Raw genomic sequence first — 21,660 nt, 5'->3', positions numbered from 1 at the left:
CGAGCTTGCTCGCGAATAACGTCAACGATAACGCGGGCATTCTGGTTAACCGCGCCGTCATTACGTTCTTCGCGAGCAAGCTCGCTCCTACAAAAGCGGGGCGTTTTCCAGCACCAAAAGGCAGGCAAAAAAAAGCCCGCTGGGGCGGCGGGCTTGATATGCAACGTTTGTAACGGATGAGGCTTCACACTACGTCTCGGCTTGTGAATAAAACGTGAAAAATATGTAAGAAGAAATGTGAATGTGCGGACATTGTATTAACGGCGCTTTTGCTCGCTGTATTACCTCTCGTCGCCACTGTCATCTTTGACAGCTAGACGCCTATCCCTTTCAAGCGTCTGATTTCCTTGTCCCATAGCCGTCAAGGCCCCAGCCAAGGAGTTCAGCCATGTCCAAATTACATGCCCCCGAAGAGCGCTTTCCGGTAGCGCGAAGCTCATCCACTCCCCGCAATGATCTCGACCCGCCGGCCTACTCGAACCCGGTGCTCAACGTGGTTGGGGCTGACAGGGGCCTAGGCGCGCGGCATCTCGATACTTACCTATATGTAACCATTTTGCGCTGGATTAATTTGCAAGCGGGTGATACCTGCGAGTACTTCCACGGCAGCCGTACGTTGCGCCTGGGCTTTCACACCGTCAAACCAGAGGAAACAGGCAAAAACTTTTTTCAACTGGCCATCAACGAGGAAAGTATACCGCGGGGGCTATCCTTTCCTGTGTTTGTACGCGTTGTCCGTAATGGCTCTGGCACGCCAAGTACCTCAGATGACCTGACTGTCTTCGTCAAGGACACGCGACCTGGCCTGGATGAACAGCCCGGGCTGGGGTACCACGACAAATTGCTGCTCAGCTTGCCGGACGACCTCGCAGCGCCCGGCGCAGTCTTGACTCCGGAGCGCGCCGCCCAAGGCGTAGTGTTCACGCTCGATTACCCCGGTAAACGTGTGCGAGACAAGATTCTTTTGTATTGGGACACGATCGCGCAGGTGGTGGTTTTCCAACTCGATGACGACCACGCCAGCGGGGCAAAGCCGATTGAAGTGGAAGTTCCGGCAAGCGTCATCGGCACCGGCAGCGGCCTCCTACCGATACGTTATCAGGTGCTCGATGAAGTGGAAAACCGCTCCGGGCATGTCGAGCACTTTTCTCAGGCCGTGCATGTACAGGCCGAGCTTGACCCCAGCCTGCTCAGGCGGGCGCGCTTCCTCGTCGGCTCCACCTCGGTCACCTCGGTCAATTATGATCAGGATGCAGGGAAATTCTTTGCTGTTCAGGTAGTCACGCCTTTTCAGCTTCCGGATGGCCGTTTTGTCCCGGCGAATACTCGCGTCATTGCAACCTTGAGTGGTACTCACGCCGATGAGTCAACGTTTGAACTCGATCTGCCCGATCAGGGCGCGGACCCGGGTTGGCCGACTTCGTTTCCTGTCGATGACGACATCATCAAACAATTGATCCAAGGCTCGATGAAGATCACCTGGCGGCTTGAGTTCCCGCTGGGCACCTTACTGGCCACGTCCCAATCCCTGACGATCCTGATCTCTGGCACGATTGCGGACATGCCGGCAGTCACGGTGGTGCAGGCCGATGCCGGCTTGATTGACCCCGAAGAGCCTTACATCACCATTAATTATCCGAACCCGGCCTATACGCCCTACGATCCGGATAATCTGGTCAGGCTGCGGCTGGAGGCTGTTCTACCGGGTGGCGGGCTCGTTGAATACGAACAACGCCATAACGCAGGCGCTCCACCACCGCCCACCCGTTTTCGTACCGTAACCCAAGCCAACTTCGCTCGATTTATCGGGCTGGGCGATGTGCGGGTTTTCTACACGGTAGACGACGGCCTCATGCGGGCATTGGGTACAGGGACGCAGGCCATCCGCGAGTCGGAGTCGACGTATGTGCGGTTCGGCGAGCGTATTGCCGAAATGCCAAGGCCGGAAATCGACCGGGTCGATGAGGACGACAACCTAGACCCAGATGACTTGTTTGGCCAGCTCGACATCACGCTGCCCTACGCTGAAACTTACGATGGCGATGTCTTTACATGGCGCCTGACAGGGACGGCTGTGGACGGCAGCACCCAGGGTGACATCCGCCTGAATCGCGCCACCGCGGGAGCCCCCGTCTCCTTTTCGCTGGACCGGCACTACGCCGACACCAACCTGGGCGGCGTGATTCGCTTGAGCTATTCAATGATCCCCGCGAATGGTGGGCGCACCCTGCGCTCTGAAATACTCGAAGTGACTGTCGGTAAGGCGCTGGGTGACCTGCCTTGCCCGGAAGTCCTCGAAGCATCCAAAGCCCCCGACCAATTGGCACCGGAAGCGGTTACCGCCGGTGCGACCATTCGGGTCACCTTCGCGCAGATGCTACCGACCGACCGTATCCGAGCGTGCTGGACCGGCATTCCCGACATCGGCAGCCACTGTGAAACCCAAGACGGCAACACCCGTAAAACCGTGGACTTCACCGTCCCGCCTGAAGTCGTGGGCGCCAATATTGCGCCATTTGGCCAACGGATCAACGTGCAATACTTCCTCATACGTAACGGACGAGAAACACCTTCTCCAATCCTCGACCTGCTGCTGCTCAACCTGACCACCTTGCCGATCCCGACCATCGAAGGGATTGGAGACGCCCCGGTGCTCGAGACCTCCAAGTTGAATGGAACCGAGCGCACGATGATCAATATCTGGCACTTCATTCATCGGGCTCAGCGCATCTGGATGGAGTACAGCGGCATCTATGACACCGTTCCAGAGACGCCGTACTTCGAGGCCACCTACACCAACAACCTCGTGACCGAAGAAGGCGAACGCACTGGAATCCTGCCACCGACCCCCGTGGACGAACTGCGCAAGCTCAAGGATGGAACGCTATTAACCATCCGTTTCTGGGTCTGCTTTGACCGCAGTTTCAACAAGGCCAATGCGGTGTTGTTCCGCGAGCGCCACTACACCATCCAGTCCCTGCCGGGCGTATTGCCCCACCCGTTTATCAATGGCACCACCGACACCGGGCCGAACGTGACGGTGGACCCGCTGCCGATTGAGCACAATACGACGGTCACTGTTCGCTACACCGGTATGAGCAATCGGGATCGCATAACGTTTGAATGGATTTTTGCCGATGGTACCCACCATACGGCGGTCGAGAATGGGTTGGATGGGGGCACGGTGGTGTTCAACCTGACCTCGGTCAAGGTCTTGCACCGCAGTGTGAACAGTACCGTGTGCTTGAAGTATTCGGTAGAACGGCCGGGTGTGACGGACCCGATTCCGTCACAGGTGCAGACGGTGATGGTCAATGCCATTCCTGCTGCCAGTTTGCCGCAGCCACGGATCAACAACATTGCTTCTGGCGGTACGCTGGATGTCAACAATTTCGCGGGTAGCGCCACGGCTGCAGTGCCCAAATGGTCGTTGAGTCACCCAGGGCAACGGGTCTGGTTGATTTGCAGCGCTGCAGGCGTAACCCCGCTAACTGTTCTCAATGGTGTGGCAATCACCGCAACAGAGGCTGTTAATGGACTTGCAAACAAGGCAGTACTGCGTAGTTGGTTGAAGCGCATAACTAATGGCACACAAATAACGATAACCTGTGAGGTAACGTTTGACGGCAGTAATGATAAGTCAAAAGCCGTTATTTTTAAAAGTGCTCAATATATCAAGGCAGACCCTTGGACAGATGTCGGCCATAACTTTAACACTGGAAATTTAGGCGGATGGACTTTAGGAAGAGGCGGTCTGGGCGCTACGTTTGGTAGACTTGGTTTGTTTGTGGATACGCCCAATCCCTCGAATGCTGGCGCAGTGATCTCAAGAACCTTTAACTTTAATAGAGTGCATCGCTATAGCATCAGTTATTCCATCGCGAACGTCAGTCCGCACGGTGGCGTCCCCCCCATCACGGCTGTTCTCGTGGGCTCGCAGGTTGCTATACCGAAATTTACAGTTCCAAATTCCGGCTCTCTTGAAGGCCAACAAAATTTGTCCTTCATACCGGCAGCTAACGGGCCAGCTTCGGTTGTGCTTCATAACTATCAAGATATAGGGGGCGGTTCAGGCTCTCAAGGGGGCAATGACTTTCACGTTTACTACATAGGCGTATATCGCCTCGATTAAATGAAAAATGAGAATAAGAGGTAACGCGCAATGAAAAGGGGTGGATCTATTTTATTTATGGGTCAGTCCTAATTAAAAGCGGAACAGATCTATTCAAGATGGATCTGTTCCGTTTTTGCTGTGATATCAGATCTTCCAGCGCGCCGAACTTTTGAAGAGCCGCTCACGCATCCTGTCGACATTCGCGGTCAGTTGCAGCGTCAACAGCCGGTAGGCGTCCAGCCCGTTGTGTACCGGGACCTCCAGCAGCGTGACGTTCGACGTGACACTGCCCGATTGCTCCAACCGCTCCGTCACCCCCGACTTCAATGCCCGCGCCATCCCCACCAACTGCACCCGAATCTGCCGATGCTCGGCCTTCAGCATCACCCGCATCCGAGCCGTGGCCTGCTCATCACGCGGGTCCGGCCGGGTATTGCCCAGAATCTCCAGGGTGCTGATGCACAGGCGCAGGTGCCGCTGGATCGCATCCAGTTCAGTCATGGAAATCCGCACTTCCTTGGACACCGACGGCATCAACGAGCGCAGTTGCACCATCGCCCCGTTCAAGCGGTTGAGCAGCTTGAGGTGTTCATCGTCAGTTACCGATTGGCCATTGATGATCCGGCTATAAATCTGCGCGCAGTCACGCAGGGCGCTGGCCAGGTTGTAGCGCCACGAATACACGGCGTACAACGGCAAGGCAAAGGAAAACGCCAGGGCCAGCACAATGCCGATCAGGATATCGACGGTGCGCCACAATCCATCGGAGATAGGGTTATCGCCGTGGCCGGCGACGATAAACACCGTGATCGCCGACAGCAGTGCGATATAGCCGCCTTTGCCGATGGCGTGATAGGAAAAGAACCCGCACACCACCGACATCAACAGGTAGGTGAGCAACGGCAGGCCGAAGTAAGCCTGCTGCACCACCAGCAGCAAGCCGACGCTGGCGCCGATCAAGGTGCCGTAGGCGCGCTCGACGGCTTTCTTGCCGATATTGCCGTGGTGCTGCAACCCGCCGATCACGATCAGCATGGTCACCGACGCCCATTCCCCGTGAGGCAGGTTGAGGCCGGTGGTCAGCAGGATGGTTGCCAGCAACCCCACCGACACGCGCGCGGCGTGGATCAGCTTGGCATGGCGAAAGCGGCGGTAGGGGTCGAGCAAGGGGCGCAGCAGGCGCCGGGCAAAGAAGGGCAGGTTCATCAGTCTTAAAGTGGCCTCAAATGTATGAATGTGCTCGATCAAATGTGGGAGCTGGCTTGCCTGCGATAGCATCACCGCGACCTGACTGAAAGACCGAGGAGCTGGCATCGCAGGCAAGCCAGCTCCCACACTGACCTGTCTGCACATTGGAACGGGGTTGGCTTCAGAAGATGTAGTCGGTGGTCAGGAAGCTCGAATCGCGGTTGCGCAAAATATCGCTGACCAACGCCTTGTTACTCTCCTGGAACTTGGTCGCCACCAAAGTTCGGATCGAGAACACGCGCAAGGCGTCATGCACCGACAACGTGCCCTCGGCCGAGTTCTTGCGCCCGTTGAAGGGGAATGTGTCCGGCCCGCGCTGGCATTGGGCGTTGATATTGATACGGCCCACCTGGTTGGCGAAGGTGTCCACCAGGCGTCCGACTGCCACGGGGTCGGTGCCGAAGAGGCTCAACTGCTGGCCGAAGTCCGAGTCCAGCACGTAGTCGATCACGGTCTCCAGGTCACGATAGGGCACGATCGGCACCACCGGGCCAAATTGCTCTTCGTGGTAGACGCGCATCTGCGGGTTTACCGGGTACAGCACCGCCGGGTAGAAGAACGAACCACGGCTGCTGCCGCCCTCGGGGTTCATGACCTTGGCGCCATGGCGCGCCGCATCGGCCACCAGTTCGCTGAGATAGTCGACCTTGCCCACTTCCGGCAGTGGCGTCAGCGCCACGCCATCCTCCCACGGCATGCCGGGCTTGAGCGTCGCCAGCTTGGCGTTGAATTTCTCGATAAAGCGCTCGACCACGTCTTCATGCACGAACAGGATCTTCAACGCGGTGCAACGCTGGCCGTTGAACGACAGCGAGCCGGTGACCGCTTCGTTCACCGCATTGTCCAGGTCCACTTCGGGCAGCACGATCCCTGGGTTTTTGGCATCCAGGCCCAGCGCAGCACGCAAACGGTGTGGCTTGGGGTGCAGTTTTTTCAAATCACTGGCGGCCTTGTTGGTGCCGATAAATGCAAAGATATCGATCTTGCCACTGGCCATCAGCGCGCTCACGGTCTCGCGGCCGCTGCCGTAGATCACGTTGATCACCCCGGCCGGGAAGCTGTCGCGGAACGCCTCCAGCAACGGGCGGATCAACAGCACACCGAGCTTGGCCGGCTTGAACACCACGGTATTGCCCATGATCAAGGCTGGGATCAGCGTGGTGAAGGTCTCGTTCAAGGGGTAGTTGTAAGGCCCCATGCACAGCGCCACGCCCAGGGGCACGCGGCGGATTTGTCCGAGGGTGTCCTGCTCCAGTTCGAAGCGGCTACTGCGGCGGTCAAGCTCCTTGAGGGCATTGATGGTGTCGGTGATGTAGTCGCAGGTGCGGTCGAATTCTTTCTGCGAGTCCTTAAGGTTCTTGCCGATTTCCCACATGAGCAGTTTCACCACCGCGTCGCGCTGTTCGCGCATACGCCGCAAAAACGCCTCGACGTGCTGGATGCGCTCAACAACGCGCATCGTCGGCCACTCACCCTGGCCACGGTCATAAGCACGCACCGCCGCATCCAGCGCGGTTAGGGCGGTCTCCGCGTCCAGCAGCGGCGTGCTGCCGATATGCACGCGTTCATCGCCCAACTGCACCGGGCTTTGCACGCGCGCGAGCGGGCCGTTCCACACCCGCAGCTGGCCATCGACCAGGTAGTCGCGCTGTTCAATGGGCGCCGCCAGGCGAAATTGCTCGGGAATCTGGGAGACGGAAGTGGGAAACAGCTGGGCGAGCAGGTTGCTGGTGGTCATGTCGCTACCCCTGGAATAGTTGCAAAACATGACTAGAGAGTCACCCAACTGACGGCTCTAAGGCAAGGCTTACGCGCATTGTTGTTCGCAGCGCGGTGCTCGCCGGGTAAACTGCGCGGCTTTTCAGAAGGAGTTCACATGAGTCAGTACCAGCCGGGCATTCTTGCCGCACCGGTGCCTTTGCAGGCCCGCCATCTGTTTTTCGCCCTCGATTCCCTGCAAGCCGTGCCCGCAGCATTGGACGCGCTGGTGCAACTGACGGATGCGCAGGCGGTGGTCGGTTTCGGTGAGCCGCTGGTAAAGGCACTGGGCGCCGAGATTGAAGGGCTGCGCGCATTTCCCTCAGTAAGCGCCCCTGGCGCGCACAACCCGTCCACCCAGCAGGCGTTGTGGGTATGGCTGCATGGGGTGGATCGCGGTGAGTTGCTGCTGCGCAGCCGGGCCGTCGAAAAAGCCCTGGCCCCGGCGTTTCGCCTGGTGCAATCGATTGAAGGCTTCCGCTACAAGACCGGTTTTGACCTGACCGACTACGAAGACGGCACAGAGAACCCTCACGACGATGCCGCCGTGGAAGCGGCGTTGACCGACAGCGGCGCCAGCTTTGCCGCGATCCAGCAATGGCAGCACGATCTAGACGGTTTCGCCGCATTGCCTGCCCAGGAGCGTGATCACATCATTGGCCGCCGTCATGGCGACAACGAAGAACTCGACGACGCCCCGGAATCGGCCCATACCAAACGCACGGCTCAGGAGAGCTTTACCCCGGAAGCCTTCGTGGTACGTCGTTCGATGCCCTGGGCCGAGAATGGCCAAGCGGGGTTGATGTTTCTCGCCTTCGGGCATTCCTTCGATGCGTTTGAGGCCCAGCTTCGGCGTATGAGCGGGTTGGAGGACGGGATCGTCGATGGCCTGTATCGCATCAGCAAGCCGCTGACCGGTGGCTATTACTGGTGCCCGCCGGTGAGGGAAGGGCGCCTGGACCTGAGTCTGGTTTTTTAACTGCTTTTTGCCTGCGTCCTGAGGTACGCCTCAAGCGCTTTTGAGCGTTTCCAGCCACGCGGGATCGAGCCGGGTTTGTTCGGTATCGATCCCCATCGCGTGCATCTTCGCCTTGTGTGCGTCAATCTCGCCGACCAGTTGCGCCTGGGCGCTGGAGTTGGCGTCCAGCTCATGCATCTGCGTCAGCCCCAAGTGATAGAAACGCAACAGCTTGATGGCGGTGGGGTCGTTAGCTTGTACCCGCTCGGTGACCTTGTGCATCACGTTGGTCACGCTCATCAGGCTGCGCTTGAGCTGCCAGCCATACACCGCTGGCGCCAACCAGGCCTGGCTCCAGAACGGACCACGCACCAGCGCCAAGACGATCAACACAGCGGCAAATACACCGCCGACATTGAAGCGAAAGTTGTCACCGCCAGGTTCGCCGAACAGCATCACCGCCAGGCTCGACAGCAGCATGGCCAGGGCCAGGAATAGCACGGCCACGATCAGCGTGCTGCGGCGGGTTTGTTGACGGTAGGTGACGGGGTCGCAGGGTTTGAGCTCGAACATCCGGTTCAGGTCTCCAGAAAGGGCGCTTATCTTCTCATGCTTGCAACAATGAAGTTGAACGATGGCTGCGCACGGTTTCTCTAAACCTGTGAAGCCCCCATGAGGTATGCCGTCATGTCTGAACACAAGCAGCCACCGCCGGGTACACCGGATCCTAACCGCACGCCGGGTGAAGAGGAGCGCGACAACGATGCACTGCGTCCCAACGATCCCAAAGAGCGTGGCCCCGACAACGATGTGGAGCGCGTCGAAGAAGACCTGGAAAACCTCCACGACAAAGCGCGCCCGCTTTAGCAGGAGCATGTGATGAACAAACGTACCGATGGTCCCCACTCCAACGAGCACGCCAGTGGTAAGGATGAGCTGGGTTTTGACCCGGACTCGCCCGATGTGGCCGACCCGCAGGTTGATCCGGTAGGCCCGGCTATTGCACCGCTGGATGAGAAAAAGTCATCTGAGAAAAAGCCGCCCTACGATCCGTTGGGCGACTTGAAGAAGTGAACCGAGCCCCGCCGTTGTGCGGGGCTTTGTTTATTTGGGCGGGTTCCAGCTGACGTCGCTGATACCGTATTTTTCCGCCCAGGGCCGGGTAGTTTTTTTCACTTGCTCGTGACCAACGCGACCGATGCGGCTGACATGCGCAATGTCGGCATCAACGGCCGCCCAGTGCCAAGCTTCAGCGTTGTTCATCACCTCGGCGCGCACCACGAAAGACTTGGGTTTACCGTGTAGCTGATAGTGGATGGTGTAGATTTTTGCGGTACTCATGTTGCCTCCCTGTCTTGTTATAGATGGATAGGCCGTCGTTCTAAAAGGTTCATTCAAAATGACAACGTACGCAGAGGCGCGGCATAGTGACGCTCTTGCCCTGCGCCCGAGGATCGCGCCATGCTCACACCCACGGATAGCCGCCTGTACCTGCAACGCCTGGGCTATGCCTCGCCACCGGCGCCGACCTTGCAGACCCTGCGGGACTTGCAACTGCGCCATGTGTGCACCTTCGCCTTTGAAAGCCTGTCGACCCTGATGCAGGTGCCGGTGCCGATTGACCTGCCAAGCGTCGCGCAGAAGGTGTTGCACCAGGGACGCGGCGGCTATTGCTATGAGTTGAACCAGCTGTTCCTGGCGCTGTTGCAGGCGCTCGGTTTTGACGCCCGTGGCATCACCGGTCGTGTGGTGATTGGCGGGCCACCGGACGCCCACACCGGGCGTACTCACCGTCTGAGCCTGGTGACCGTTGATGGCGTGCGCTATATCACCGATGTGGGCTTCGGTGGCATGGTCCCCAGCAGCCCGTTGCAACTGGACAACGAAGCGCCCCAGACCACGGCCCATGAGCCTTTTCGCCTGACACACCATCAGGGCAGCTACACGTTGTGGGCCCAGGTCGGTGAGGAGTGGCGTGGCTTGTATGTGTTCGACCTGCAAGTGCAGGCCGATATCGACTACGAAATCGGCAACTGGTATGTCTCAACGCACCCGGGGTCACCGTTCGTGGGGCAATTGAAAGCGGCGCTACTGGCTCCCGGCCAACGTCATACTTTGGCCAACGCCCGCTATGCGCTTCATTACCTGGATCGACCCAGCGAAAAGCGCACGCTTGAGAATGCCGATGAACTGCTCGGGCTCTTGCGCGACACCTTCGGCATTCGGCTGCCGGATCAGCCTCAACTGCGCGAAGCCGTCGAACGCCTTATTCGCATGAATCCTGAAGAATATTGAGATAGAGCCTTCGCTGAACCGTTTTTTCTCCATTTTGGTGCAAATCAGTTCGAACTTTTCGCAAACGCGAGGGTTCGAACCGATTCCTGAATACTTTGCCCACCTTAAAATGGAGATGTAAAACGATGTCCAAACTATTCGGAAAATTCATCAAGAGCACCTCGCTGCTGGCCCTGGTAGCTGCGCCAGGCGTGGTGTTTGCTGCACCCTCCACCGACCCGATTTCCACGTTCGGGATCATGGGCAGCTACAACGACTTCAAACTTGAAGGCGGCAGCGAAAGCGACAAGGACCACATGCCCGAAGCGGGCCTGTTCTACAACTTCGGCAACAAGCTCACCGCCGAGTCGGGCTTTATCTACCAGGCCGGTATCGAAGCCAAGTACGGCGAGAAGAGCGATAACAAGCTCAAGGAAGGCCAGGCTGACCTCGACCTCGGCTGGCGTGCCGCGCTGGATGCGCGCAACTTCGTCGATGTGATCGTGGGCGGTGGCTACACCTGGACTCGCTACGAGCCGGACACCAATGGCTACGACATGAAGCTCACCAATAAGTCGCCGTTTGCCAAGGCAGCCCTGGGCTACAACCACCAGTTCGATGACATGACCCTGCGCGTTGAAGCCGGCGCCCGTCGCACCATCGACGGTCGCGCCAAGCTCAAGGTGGACGGCGTTGGCAGCGACAGCGTGGACCTCAAGGACCGCACCAACCCTTATGCCGAAGTCAGCCTGCTGATGAACCAGAAGGGCGACCTGCCAGTGATGGCGGGCTTGTACTACACGCGTACCGAGTACAAGCTCGACGACGACTCCTATGTGGCCGATAACACCAAGCTCAAGCGTGATGAGTATGGTTTCAAGGTGGGTATTGCGTTCTAAGGTTGCGGCCTTGACCAATCCCAGGTTTGAATAAAAAACGCCCCGCTATAAGTCGGGGCGTTTTTTTGTCTACCCTGTATTGGGCCAGACAGTTCTGGGGTGTTTGGTCTGGCGCCTTCGCGGGCAAGCCCGCTCCCACAATGGGAACGTGTTCCCCTGTGGGAGCGGGCTTGCCCGCGAAGGCGACGGTGAATGCACCGCCTCTCTAATACCTCGCCCCTGAAACGCAAAACGGCGCCCAAAGGCGCCGTTCTGTTTACTGCATCAACCTAAGCGATCAAACGCCCAGCACCGCGTGCTGCACCAGGGTGAGCAACGGTTGTGGGTACACGCCCAGGAAGAACGCGAGCAGGGCGATAGCCAGCAGCATGACGCCGCCCGCCTTCTGTTCCCAATGCAGCTCGGCATCTACACGGCGCAGGTTTGGCTCGATCAGGTACAGGGTGACCATCACGCGCAGGTAGTAGAACACGCCGATGGCGCTGCCCAGTACCAACGAGGCAACCAGCCACCATTCGTGGGCTTCGACACCGGTCGCGACGATGTAGAACTTGCCGATAAAGCCCGCCGTCAGCGGAATACCGGCCAACGACAGCATCATCACGGTGAGCACGGCGGTCAGGTACGGACGGCGCCAGAACAGGCCGCGGTATTCGTACAGGGCGTCGGCGTCACGGCCTTTGTACGGCGACGACATCAAGGTGATGACGCCGAACGCACCCAGGCTGGTGATCACGTAGGTGACCAGGTACACGCCGATGGCTTCCACGGCCAGGCCTTTGCTCGCCACCAAGGCGATCAGCAGGTAGCCGAAGTGGGCGATGGACGAATAACCCAGCAGACGCTTGAGGTTGTTCTGGGTCAGCGCCAGCAGGTTACCGAACAGGATCGACGCGATGGCGATCACCGTCAGCACGTTGCTCAGCACGCCGGTGTTGGCGGCGGGGGAGATCTGGAACAGGCGCACCATTACCGCAAACACCGCCACTTTCGACGCAGTGGCCAGGAACGCGGCCACTGGCGCCGGGGCGCCTTCGTACACGTCCGGGGTCCACAGGTGGAACGGCACCAGCGACAGCTTGAACGCCAGGCCGATCAGCATCATCGCCAGGCCCAACTGGGCAATCGGCGCCGGGCTGTTGGTGGCGGCCAGCGCGTGGCCGATACCGGTGAAGCTCAGGCTGCCGGCTTCGGCGTAGAGCAGGGCCATACCGAACAACAGGAACGCGGAACCGGCTGCCGACAACACCATGTACTTGATGCCGGCTTCCAGGGAGCGCTTATTGAAGAAGGCATAGGCCACCAGGCCGTAGGTCGGGATCGACAGCAGTTCCAGGCCGATGAACAAGCCCGCCAGGTGCTGCGCGCTGACCAGCACGATACCGCCGGCCGCAGCCAGCAGGATCAGCAGGTACAGCTCTTCGCGGTTGCCCGGGTAGCCGGTGCCGCCTTCGCCGAGGTAGGCGTGGGCGAGGGTGACGCAGGCCAGGGTCGCCACCAGGATCAGGGCGATGTACAGCAGCGCGAAGTCATCGACCATCATCAATGGCGTGACTGCCAGTGGCGCGACCTTGAGGGCCGGGATGATCGACAGCAGGGCCAGGTTCAACCCGGCGCAGGACAGCAGGAACGTTTGCGAGTGATTGCGGCGCCAGGCGATTGCCAGCATCACCACCACGATGGTGAGGCTGGTAATCAGCAGCGGCGCAAGCGCGATAAAGTGTTGGATCGTGAATTCCATAGCGCTCTTACCGGGCCGAAGCGAGTTGGGAGAAGGCGGTGCCGAACCACTGCTGCACGCCATGCATCGTTGCGGCAGAAGTGTCCAGGAACGGTTGCGGGTACACGCCGATGAAGATCAGCAGTACCGCAAGGCCGAGCACCATGATCAGTTCGCGCGCGTCCATGCCTTGCAGGACGGTGTCGGACTTGGCCGGGCCGAAGTAGGCGCGGTGGATCATGATCAGCGAGTAGACCGAACCGAACACCAGGCCGGAGGTAGCAATGGCACTGATCCACGGCGTCTGCACAAAGGCACCCATCAGGATCAGGAACTCGCCGATGAAGTTACCGGTACCCGGCAAGCCCAGGGATGCGGCGGCGAAGAACAGGCTGATCGCCGGCAGGTATGCGATGCGCGACCACACGCCACCCATCTCACGCATGTCACGGGTGTGCAGGCGTTCGTACAGCTGGCCACTGAGGATAAAGAGGGCAGCGGCCGAAACACCGTGGGCCAACATCTGGATCACTGCGCCTTGCAACGCCAGCTGGCTGCCGGAGTAGATGCCGATCAGTACGAAACCCATGTGGGAAACGGACGAGAAGGCAATCAGACGCTTGATGTCGGTTTGGGCGAAGGCCAGGAACGCACCGTAGAAGATCCCGATCAGACCCAGGGTCATGGCAATCGGCGCGAACTCGGCCGAGGCATTCGGGAACAGCGGCAGGGCGAAACGCAGCAGGCCGTAGGCAGCGGTCTTCAACAGGATACCGGCCAGGTCCACAGAGCCGGCAGTCGGCGCCTGGGCGTGGGCGTCAGGCAACCAGGAGTGGAACGGCACCACCGGCAGCTTCACCGCGAAGGCGATGAAGAAGCCCAGCATCAGCACGTACTCGGTGGTCAGCGACATCTTGGTTTTCAACAGGTCGGCGTAGTTGAAGGTAATCACGCCGGTGTTGTTGAAGTTGACCAGGACCAGACCCAGGATCGCCACCAACATGATCAGGCCGGAAGCCTGGGTAAAGATGAAGAACTTGGTCGCTGCGTAGATCCGGGTTTTCTTGCCGTCCGAAGAACTGTGACCCCAGAGCGCGATGAGGAAGTACATCGGCACCAGCATCATTTCCCAGAAGAAGAAGAACATGAACAGGTCGAGGGCGAGGAACACGCCGACAACGCCGCCCAGGATCCACATCAGGTTCAGGTGGAAGAAGCCCACGTGACGCTGGATCTCTTTCCAGGAGCAGAGTACCGAGAGGATACCCAGCAGGCCGGTCAGCAGGATCATCAACAGCGACAGGCCGTCGAGGGCCAGGTGCACGTTGATGCCGAAGCGCTGGATCCACACGTGCTTGAATTCAAGCGCGAAGGTGGGATCGACACCCGGTGCCGGAGCGAATGAATAGTCACCGTGGGCCCACAGCCAGAGGCCGAGCGCGAGTTCCAGGGACATGGTCAGCAACGCAATCCAGCGGGGGAGGGTGGCGCCGAAGCGTTCACCCATCCAGCAGAGCAGGCCGCCGATAAAGGGGATCAGGATTAGCCAGGGCAGAATCATGACGGGCTCGTTTCCTTTCGCAAGTTTGCAAAGTACGCAGTGCACTTAAACATAGTCAGACCGCTACCACGACGATGGCGCCGATCACCAGCACGGCACCGGCCGCCATGGACGCTGCATACCAACGCAATTGGCCGGTCTCGCTGCGGCTCAGGGCGGTGTGACCGGCCTTAGCGGCACGCGGGATCAAACCGATGGTCTGGTCGAGCGGGTCTTTGCGCAGCACGTGGCTGATCGCAAGGTAAGGTTTGACGAACAGTTTGTCGTAGATCCAGTCGAAGCCCCAGGCGGCGAACCACCAGGCCGACAGGAAGCGACCAATGCCACTGTTGGCCACGGCAGTCACGAAGCGACGCTTGCCGAGGAACAGCAGGGCCGCCAGCAGGATACCGGCGATGGCGATGGCGCCCGAGGCGATTTCCAGGCTGTGCTGGGCTTCGCCGCCGGCATGGCCCACGCTTTGTGGCAATACACCGTGCAGTGGCGGGGTGATCATCGCACCGACGAAGGTCGACAGGATGATCAGCACCGACAGTGGCAACCAATGGGAGATGCCGTGGCCTGCGTGCGCTTCGGTCTTGGCTTCACCGTGGAAGGTGATGAAGATCAGGCGGAAGGTGTACAGCGAGGTCATGAACGCACCCACCAGGCCTGCGTACAGCAGGTTCTGGTTACCGCTGGCAAAGGCTTCCCAGAGGATCTCGTCCTTGGAGTAGAAACCGGCGGTCACCAACGGCAGGGCGGCCAGGGCGGCACCACCGACGATGAAGCTGGCGTACGCCAGTGGCAGTTTCTTCCACAGGCCGCCCATCTTGAAGATGTTCTGCTCGTGGTGGCAGGCGACGATCACCGCACCGGAGGCGAGGAACAGCAACGCCTTGAAGAACGCGTGGGTCATCAGGTGGAAGATCGCCGCGTCCCAGGCGCCAACGCCCAGGGCCAGGAACATGTAGCCGATCTGGCTCATGGTCGAGTAGGCGAGGATACGTTTGATGTCGGTCTGCACCAGCGCGGCGAAGCCGGCCAGTACCAGGGTCACGCCGCCCACGATGCCTACAAGGTGCAGGATGTCCGGCGCCAGGGTGAACAGGCCGTGGGTACGGGCGATCAGGTAGACACCGGCGGTCACCATGGTGGCGGCGTGGATCAGTGCCGACACCGGGGTAGGGCCGGCCATCGCATCCGCCAGCCAGGTTTGCAGTGGCAGTTGCGCAGATTTACCCACGGCGCCGCCCAGCAGCATCAGGGTGGCCAGGGTGATCCAGAAGTCGCCGACCTGGAATTTCTGCGGTGCCAGCACCAGCAGTTCCTGGATGTTCAGCGTGCCCACCTGTTGGAACAGGATGAACAGGCCGATGGCCATGAACACGTCGCCGATGCGGGTGACGATAAACGCCTTGAGTGCCGCGTTACCGTTGTTGCGGTTGCTGTAGTAGAAACCGATCAACAGGTACGAGCACAGGCCCACGCCTTCCCAGCCGAAGTACAGGAACAACAGGTTATCGCCCAGCACCAGGAACAGCATGCTGGCGATAAACAGGTTGGTGTACGAGAAGAAGCGCGAGTAACCCGCTTCACCGCGCATGTACCAGGATGCGAACAGGTGGATCAGGAAGCCCACACCCACCACCACGCCGAGCATGGTGATCGACAGGCCATCGATGTAGAGGGCGAAGTTGGGCTTGAAGCCCTCGACCGCCATCCACTGCCACAGCACCAGGGTGTAGTGACCGCCTTCAGGCGGTGCCACGTTGAATTGCCAGATGACGTAGGCGGCCACGATGGCCGACAGGCCGATGGAGCCCACGCCGATCAGGGCCGAGAGGTTTTCCGACCAGCGCCCGCGAGAGAACGACAGCAGCAGGAAACCGATCAGGGGGAATACGAAAGTCAGAAAGATCATGTTCATCCGCGCATCTCACTGGCAGCGTCGATATCAAGCGTGTGGAAGCGACGATACAGCTGCAGCAGGATCGCCAGGCCAATACTGGCTTCGGCGGCTGCCAGGCTGATCACCAGGATGAACATCACTTGCCCATCCGGCTGGCCCCAACGTGCGCCTGCCACAATGAACGCCAGTGCCGCGGCGTTCATCATGATTTCCAGGCTCATCAACACGAACAGAATGTTACGGCGAACCATCAGGCCGACCAGGCCAAGGCAGAACAGGATGCCGGCGACCGCCAGACCATGCTCCAAAGGGATAGCAGGCATCGTCATTGCTCCTTGGCTTCGTTGCGGCCCAAGTGGAAGGCAGTGATGGCTGCGGCGAGCAGCAGCATCGAAGCCAGTTCGACCACCAGCAGGTACGGGCCGAACAGGCTGATGCCCACGGCTTTCGCGTCTACGGTGGTGTGGCCGATGGCCTGGCCGCTCTGGTGAGCGAACAGCACATACAGCAGTTCACCCAGCAGCAAGGCGGCGAGGACAACCGGGCCGAGCCAGATGCCGGGCTTGAGCCAGACGCGCTCCTGGGCGACCGAAGCCGGCCCCAGGTTGAGCATCATCACCACAAACACGAACAGCACCATGATGGCGCCGGCGTAGGCGATCACTTCCAGCACACCGGCGAACGGTGCGCCGAGGCTGAAAAAGGTCATGGCCACGGCGATCAGTGAAATGATCAGGTAGAGCAGGGCGTGCACGGGGTTAGTGTTGGTGATCACGCGAAGCGTGGACACCACTGCAATACCCGATGCGAAATAGAAAGCGAATTCCATCTTTCTTCCTTAAGGCAGCAAGCTCTTCACGTTGATCGGCTCGGCTTCGTTTTGTGCGGCGCCTTTTGGCTTACCGGCAACGGCCATACCTGCAACACGATAGAAGTTGTAATCAGGGTATTTACCGGTACCTGCGATCAAAAGATCTTCTTTCTCGTACACCAGGTCCTGACGTTTGAACTCGGCCATCTCGAAATCCGGTGTGAGCTGGATCGCGGTGGTCGGGCAAGCTTCCTCGCAGAGGCCGCAGAAAATGCAGCGCGAGAAGTTGATGCGGAAGAAGTCCGGGTACCAGCGACCGTCTTCGGTTTCAGCTTTCTGCAGGGAGATGCAACCCACCGGGCACGCCACAGCGCACAGGTTGCAGGCTACGCAACGCTCTTCGCCGTCGGGGTCGCGGGTCAGTACGATGCGGCCGCGATAGCGCGGCGGCAGGTACACCGCTTCTTCGGGGTATTGCAGGGTGTCGCGTTTGCGAAAGCCGTGACCGAACACCATCACCAGGCTTCGCAACTGGGTACCGGTACCCTTAACGATGTCGCCAATATATTTGAACATGGGTCAAATCCTCACTGAACCGCGGCAGCGGGCGTGTTCAACAACACGACGGCAGCCGTCACCAGCAAATTGATCAGGGTCAGCGGCAGGCAGAATCTCCAGCTGAAATCCATCACCTGGTCATAACGCGGGCGCGGAATCGAGGCGCGCAGCAGGATGAACAGCATGATGAAGAACGCGGTCTTCAGGAAGAACCAGAAGAAGGCCAACTGCGGCAGGATGCCAAACGGACCGTGCCAGCCGCCGAAGAACAGCGTGACCAGCAGGGCCGAGATCAAGATGATGCCGATGTACTCACCGACGAAGAACATGCCCCACTTCATGCCGGCATATTCAATGTGGTAACCGTCGGCCAGTTCCTGTTCCGCTTCCGGCTGGTCGAACGGGTGACGGTGAGTCACGGCCACGCCAGCGATGAAGAAGGTGCAGAAGCCGAAGAACTGCGGAATGATGAACCACAGGTTCTGTGCCTGGTACTCGACGATGTCGCGCATGTTGAACGAGCCAACCTGCACCACGATGCCCATCAGTGCCAACCCCATGAACACTTCATAGGATACGGTTTGCGCCGAGGCACGCAAGCTGCCCAGCAGGGCGAACTTGTTGTTGCTCGACCAACCGGCGAACAGCACCGCGTATACCGACAAACCGGCCATGGCGAAGAAGAACAGCAAGCCGATGTTCAGGTCCGCCACGCCCCAGGTCGGGGTGATCGGGATGATCGCAAACGCAATCAGCAAGGCGCTCATGGCGACCACCGGTGCCAGGGTGAAGATCACCTTGTCGGCAAACGGCGGGGTCCAGTCTTCCTTGAAGAACATTTTCAGCATGTCGGCAGCGATCTGGAACATGCCGAACGGGCCAACGCGGTTCGGACCGTAACGGTCCTGCCACCAGCCCAGCAGGCGACGTTCGACGAAGCTGAGCAGGGCGCCCGCGACGACCACGGCCAACAGGATCACGATGGCCTTGACCACCGAGATGATCACGTCAATTACTTCCGGCGTGAACCAAGTCATTGCGCTGCCTCCTGCAGACCGTCAACGGTTTTGCCGAAAATGGCAGGCGGAATACCGGCGATGCCTTTAGGCAGTGCAACCAGGCCGGCACCCAGCTCGTCATTGATACGCAGCGGCAGACGCAAGGTCTGGCCGGCGACGTTGAGGCTGAGTAGCGCGCCGTCGTTGACACCCAGGCGGTCGGCTTCGGACTTGGCCACGGACACATAGGCGGCAGGAATGCGCTCTTGAACCGGCGCGGCCTTGGAAGAGGTCTCTTCGCTGCCGAACAGGTGGAAGAACGGCACGACCTGCCAGGTGCCCGGCGCCGGGTTGAACGGACGCGGTACCGCAGCGAACCAGTTCAGCGAGTCACCGCTGCTTTCGATCAGGCGAGTGCCTGGGTCGCCAGCGCGGATATGACCACCGACTTCGTCCTGGAACTTGTTCCAGGCCTGCGGCGAGTTCCAGCCCGGCGACCAGGCAAATGGCACCTGCTGACGCGGTTCGGCCGAACCCGAGTAACCTTCCATGGAGAAGGCAAACGCGGTGTCGTTGTCTTGCGGGGTACGCGGCTCGTGCACGCTGATGTCAGCACGCATGGCGGTGCGGCCGGAGTAGCGCAGCGGCTCACGTGCCAGTTTCAGGCCCTTGATGCGGAACGCGGCGGACGGCGCGGCATCGACGATACGAGCAAGCTGCGGCGCGCTGGCGGCGGTGGCAGCGGTCACGTGGTCGAGCTGAGTCCAGTCGATCGGCTGGTTCAGCAGGGTGGCGCGCAGGGCATGCAGCCAGCGCCAGCCTTCGTGCACCAGGATGCTGGCGTCCATGTACTTCGGATCGAACACCTGGAAGAAGCGCTGGGCGCGGCCTTCCTGGCTGACCAGGGTACCGTCGCCTTCGGCGAAGGTGGCGGCTGGCAGCACCAGATCGGCGCGGTCGCTGGTGGCGGTCTTCTGGTGGTCGGCGACGATCAGCACCTTGGCCGCATCCAGTGCCGCGTCAACCTTGGCCGCAGCGGTGCGGGTGTACAGGTCGTTTTCCAGCACCACGATGGCGTCGGCACGGCCGTCGGTCACGGCTTGCAGCGCTGCGTCCACGGACTCGCCACCGAGCATGGCCAGGCCCAGGCTGTTGGCTTCCGGCACCACCAGGCTGATGGAGCCATTTTTGTCGCGCAGCTTCAGGGCCTTGGCAATGTTGGCGGCGGCTTCGATCAGCGCCTTGGAACCCAACGAGGTACCGGCAATGATCAGCGGGCGCTTGGCCGCCAGCAGGGCGTCGGCAATGCGCTGAGCCAACTCGACAGCTTCAGCGTCCAGGCCTTCAACGGCGGGTGCGCTGGCGTCGAGGGCGTGGGCCACGGCGAAACCGAGGCGCGCCAGGTCGTCCGGCGCGGCGTGTACGCATTCTTCAGCGATGTCGTCGAGCTTGGTTTCAGCCAGGGAAGCGATAAACAGCGGGTTCAGCGCGTGCTGGCCGATGTTCTTCACAGCGGCGTCAAGCCACGGCTGTACGCGCATGGCGTCGGCCATTTCTTCGGCCTTGCCTTTGACCGACTGACGCAGCGACAGCGCGATGCGTGCAGCGGTCTGGGTCAGGTCTTCACCGAGTACGAAGATCGCATCGTGGTCTTCGATGTCGCGCATGTTCGGCACTGGCAGCGGGCTGTCGTTCAGCACTTGCAGGACCAGGCGGATGCGCTCCAGCTCGTCGGCTTCGATACCGCAGTAGAAGTGTTCGGCACCTACCAGCTCGCGCAACGCGAAGTTGCTTTCGAGGCTGGCGCGTGGCGAACCGATACCCACGATATTGCGCCCGCGCAACAGGTCGGCAGCCTTATCCAGCGCTGCGTCCAGGCTCAGCTTGGCGCCATCGGCCAGCTGGGGCTGGCGTGGGCGGTCTTCGCGGTTGACGTAGCCATAGCCGAAACGGCCACGGTCGCACAGAAAGTACTGGTTGACCGAACCGTTGAAGCGGTTTTCGATACGACGCAGCTCACCGTAGCGCTCGCCCGGGGAGATGTTGCAACCGCTGGAGCAGCCATGGCAGATGCTCGGCGCAAATTGCATGTCCCACTTACGGTTGTAGCGCTCGGAGTGGGTCTTGTCGGTGAACACACCGGTCGGGCAGACCTCGGTGAGGTTGCCGGAGAACTCGCTCTCCAGCACGCCGTCTTCAACGCGACCGAAGTACACGTTGTCGTGGGCGCCGAACACGCCGAGGTCGGTGCCGCCGGCGTAGTCTTTATAGAAGCGCACGCAGCGGTAGCAGGCGATGCAGCGGTTCATTTCGTGGGAAATGAACGGGCCGAGGTCCTGGTTCTGGTGGGTACGCTTGGTGAAGCGATAACGGCGCTCGTTGTGGCCGGTCATCACCGTCATGTCTTGCAGGTGGCAGTGACCGCCTTCCTCACAGACCGGGCAGTCGTGGGGGTGGTTGGTCATCAGCCATTCGACAACGCTGGCGCGGAACGCCTTGGATTCTTCATCGTCGATGGAGATCCAGGTGTTGTCGGTGGCTGGGGTCATGCAGGACATGACGATACGACCACGGGTGTCGTTCTCGTCGGTGTATTGCTTGACCGCACACTGGCGACAGGCACCGACGCTACCAAGCGCGGGGTGCCAGCAGAAATACGGGATGTCGAGGCCGAGTGACAGACACGCCTGTAACAGGTTGTCCGCCCCATCGACTTCGAGCGCTTTGCCGTCTACGTGGATAGTGGCCATGGTTCAAAGTTCTTCGTTGGCCCGTTGTCAGCGGGCGTGGCTAATGGAATCTTGTTATTCATGTGCATCTACACAGCCTTTACGGCGTCAGCACATGAGCAGGCGAAGGGCACGGACCCT

The 21,660-nt window shown here is 60.0% G+C and carries 19 protein-coding genes; 7 read left to right on the top strand and 12 right to left on the bottom strand.

The features are described 5' to 3' along the window. Positions 1-5: 5 nt before the first annotated feature. Together AC4PS6_RS23170 and AC4PS6_RS23165 are read left to right on the top strand one after the other, a co-directional pair. Complete coding sequence (locus AC4PS6_RS23170; protein ID WP_155717093.1) at positions 6-173, top strand: hypothetical protein; 168 nt, start codon at positions 6-8, stop codon at positions 171-173. Positions 174-388: 215 nt separating this feature from the next. Then, positions 389-4,132, top strand: coding sequence for a hypothetical protein (locus tag AC4PS6_RS23165; protein WP_336826970.1), 3,744 nt, complete (start codon positions 389-391; stop codon positions 4,130-4,132). Positions 4,133-4,258: 126 nt separating this feature from the next. Here the strand turns inward: AC4PS6_RS23165 and AC4PS6_RS23160 are convergent, their stop codons facing one another. Both AC4PS6_RS23160 and AC4PS6_RS23155 read right to left on the bottom strand, forming a co-directional pair. Next, positions 4,259-5,320: an FUSC family protein gene (locus tag AC4PS6_RS23160; protein WP_038450532.1), complete on the bottom strand. Its 1,062-nt coding sequence runs from the start codon at positions 5,318-5,320 to the stop codon at positions 4,259-4,261. A gap of 163 nt (positions 5,321-5,483) precedes the next feature. After that, on the bottom strand, positions 5,484-7,100 hold the full coding sequence (locus AC4PS6_RS23155; RefSeq protein ID WP_020302317.1) for an NADP-dependent glyceraldehyde-3-phosphate dehydrogenase: 1,617 nt from the start codon (positions 7,098-7,100) through the stop codon (positions 5,484-5,486). 138 nt (positions 7,101-7,238) lie between these two features. On the opposite strand from AC4PS6_RS23155, the gene AC4PS6_RS23150 reads away from it, so the two are divergent. Further along, entirely contained in the window at positions 7,239-8,099 is an 861-nt protein-coding gene (locus AC4PS6_RS23150) for a Dyp-type peroxidase (RefSeq protein ID WP_289328990.1), read from the top strand. Between the two features lie 30 nt (positions 8,100-8,129). On the opposite strand, the gene AC4PS6_RS23145 is transcribed toward AC4PS6_RS23150, so the two are convergent. Then, complete coding sequence (locus tag AC4PS6_RS23145) at positions 8,130-8,651, bottom strand: DUF3087 family protein (protein WP_014718920.1); 522 nt, start codon at positions 8,649-8,651, stop codon at positions 8,130-8,132. A 114-nt stretch (positions 8,652-8,765) separates the two neighbouring features. Between AC4PS6_RS23145 and AC4PS6_RS23140 the strand changes: the two genes are divergently transcribed. Both AC4PS6_RS23140 and AC4PS6_RS23135 read left to right on the top strand, forming a co-directional pair. Continuing rightward, a complete protein-coding gene (locus AC4PS6_RS23140) occupies positions 8,766-8,945 on the top strand; it encodes a hypothetical protein (RefSeq protein ID WP_014718919.1) in 180 nt (59 codons plus the stop codon). A gap of 12 nt (positions 8,946-8,957) precedes the next feature. Then, positions 8,958-9,152, top strand: coding sequence for a DUF6021 family protein (locus AC4PS6_RS23135; RefSeq protein ID WP_005789138.1), 195 nt, complete (start codon positions 8,958-8,960; stop codon positions 9,150-9,152). Positions 9,153-9,182: 30 nt separating this feature from the next. Here AC4PS6_RS23135 and AC4PS6_RS23130 read toward each other — a convergent pair whose 3' ends face one another. After that, the gene (locus tag AC4PS6_RS23130; RefSeq protein WP_014718918.1) at positions 9,183-9,419 is read right to left on the bottom strand and encodes a DUF6555 family protein; all 237 of its coding nucleotides are present in this window, start codon (positions 9,417-9,419) and stop codon (positions 9,183-9,185) included. 120 nt (positions 9,420-9,539) lie between these two features. Here AC4PS6_RS23130 and AC4PS6_RS23125 point away from each other — a divergent pair, with 120 nt between their 5' ends. Next, a complete protein-coding gene (locus AC4PS6_RS23125; RefSeq protein ID WP_020302315.1) occupies positions 9,540-10,373 on the top strand; it encodes an arylamine N-acetyltransferase family protein in 834 nt (277 codons plus the stop codon). Between the two features lie 125 nt (positions 10,374-10,498). Continuing rightward, positions 10,499-11,251 (top strand): outer membrane beta-barrel protein, encoded by a 753-nt coding sequence (locus AC4PS6_RS23120; protein ID WP_020302314.1) that lies wholly within the window; start codon positions 10,499-10,501, stop codon positions 11,249-11,251. 277 nt (positions 11,252-11,528) lie between these two features. Here the strand turns inward: AC4PS6_RS23120 and nuoN are convergent, their stop codons facing one another. The 8 genes from nuoN to nuoG are packed head-to-tail and all read right to left on the bottom strand — an operon-like array spanning position 11,529 to position 21,540. After that, on the bottom strand, positions 11,529-12,992 hold the full coding sequence (gene nuoN / locus AC4PS6_RS23115) for an NADH-quinone oxidoreductase subunit NuoN (RefSeq protein ID WP_003174731.1): 1,464 nt from the start codon (positions 12,990-12,992) through the stop codon (positions 11,529-11,531). Between the two features lie 7 nt (positions 12,993-12,999). Beyond that, on the bottom strand, positions 13,000-14,532 hold the full coding sequence (gene nuoM, locus AC4PS6_RS23110) for an NADH-quinone oxidoreductase subunit M (protein ID WP_014718913.1): 1,533 nt from the start codon (positions 14,530-14,532) through the stop codon (positions 13,000-13,002). Positions 14,533-14,587: 55 nt separating this feature from the next. Continuing rightward, positions 14,588-16,441 (bottom strand): NADH-quinone oxidoreductase subunit L, encoded by a 1,854-nt coding sequence (gene nuoL / locus AC4PS6_RS23105; RefSeq protein WP_014718912.1) that lies wholly within the window; start codon positions 16,439-16,441, stop codon positions 14,588-14,590. After that, positions 16,438-16,746, bottom strand: coding sequence for an NADH-quinone oxidoreductase subunit NuoK (gene nuoK, locus AC4PS6_RS23100; protein ID WP_003174727.1), 309 nt, complete (start codon positions 16,744-16,746; stop codon positions 16,438-16,440). Before nuoK ends, nuoL begins: the two co-directional genes overlap by 4 nt. 2 nt (positions 16,747-16,748) lie before the next feature. After that, positions 16,749-17,252 carry an NADH-quinone oxidoreductase subunit J gene (gene nuoJ, locus AC4PS6_RS23095; RefSeq protein WP_003174726.1) on the bottom strand — a complete coding sequence of 168 codons (504 nt, stop codon included), beginning with the start codon at positions 17,250-17,252 and terminating at the stop codon, positions 16,749-16,751. 9 nt (positions 17,253-17,261) lie between these two features. Further along, positions 17,262-17,810, bottom strand: coding sequence for an NADH-quinone oxidoreductase subunit NuoI (gene nuoI, locus AC4PS6_RS23090; protein WP_492181013.1), 549 nt, complete (start codon positions 17,808-17,810; stop codon positions 17,262-17,264). 11 nt (positions 17,811-17,821) lie between these two features. After that, on the bottom strand, positions 17,822-18,829 hold the full coding sequence (gene nuoH / locus AC4PS6_RS23085; protein WP_003174724.1) for an NADH-quinone oxidoreductase subunit NuoH: 1,008 nt from the start codon (positions 18,827-18,829) through the stop codon (positions 17,822-17,824). Beyond that, positions 18,826-21,540: an NADH-quinone oxidoreductase subunit NuoG gene (gene nuoG, locus AC4PS6_RS23080; protein ID WP_336826969.1), complete on the bottom strand. Its 2,715-nt coding sequence runs from the start codon at positions 21,538-21,540 to the stop codon at positions 18,826-18,828. Before nuoG ends, nuoH begins: the two co-directional genes overlap by 4 nt. Positions 21,541-21,660 lie beyond the last annotated feature (120 nt).

The sequence above is a fragment of the Pseudomonas sp. DW-iso17 genome (assembly GCF_058725345.1).
Note: the sequence above shows the minus strand (reverse complement) of the source record. Positions and strands in the feature narration are given on the sequence as shown.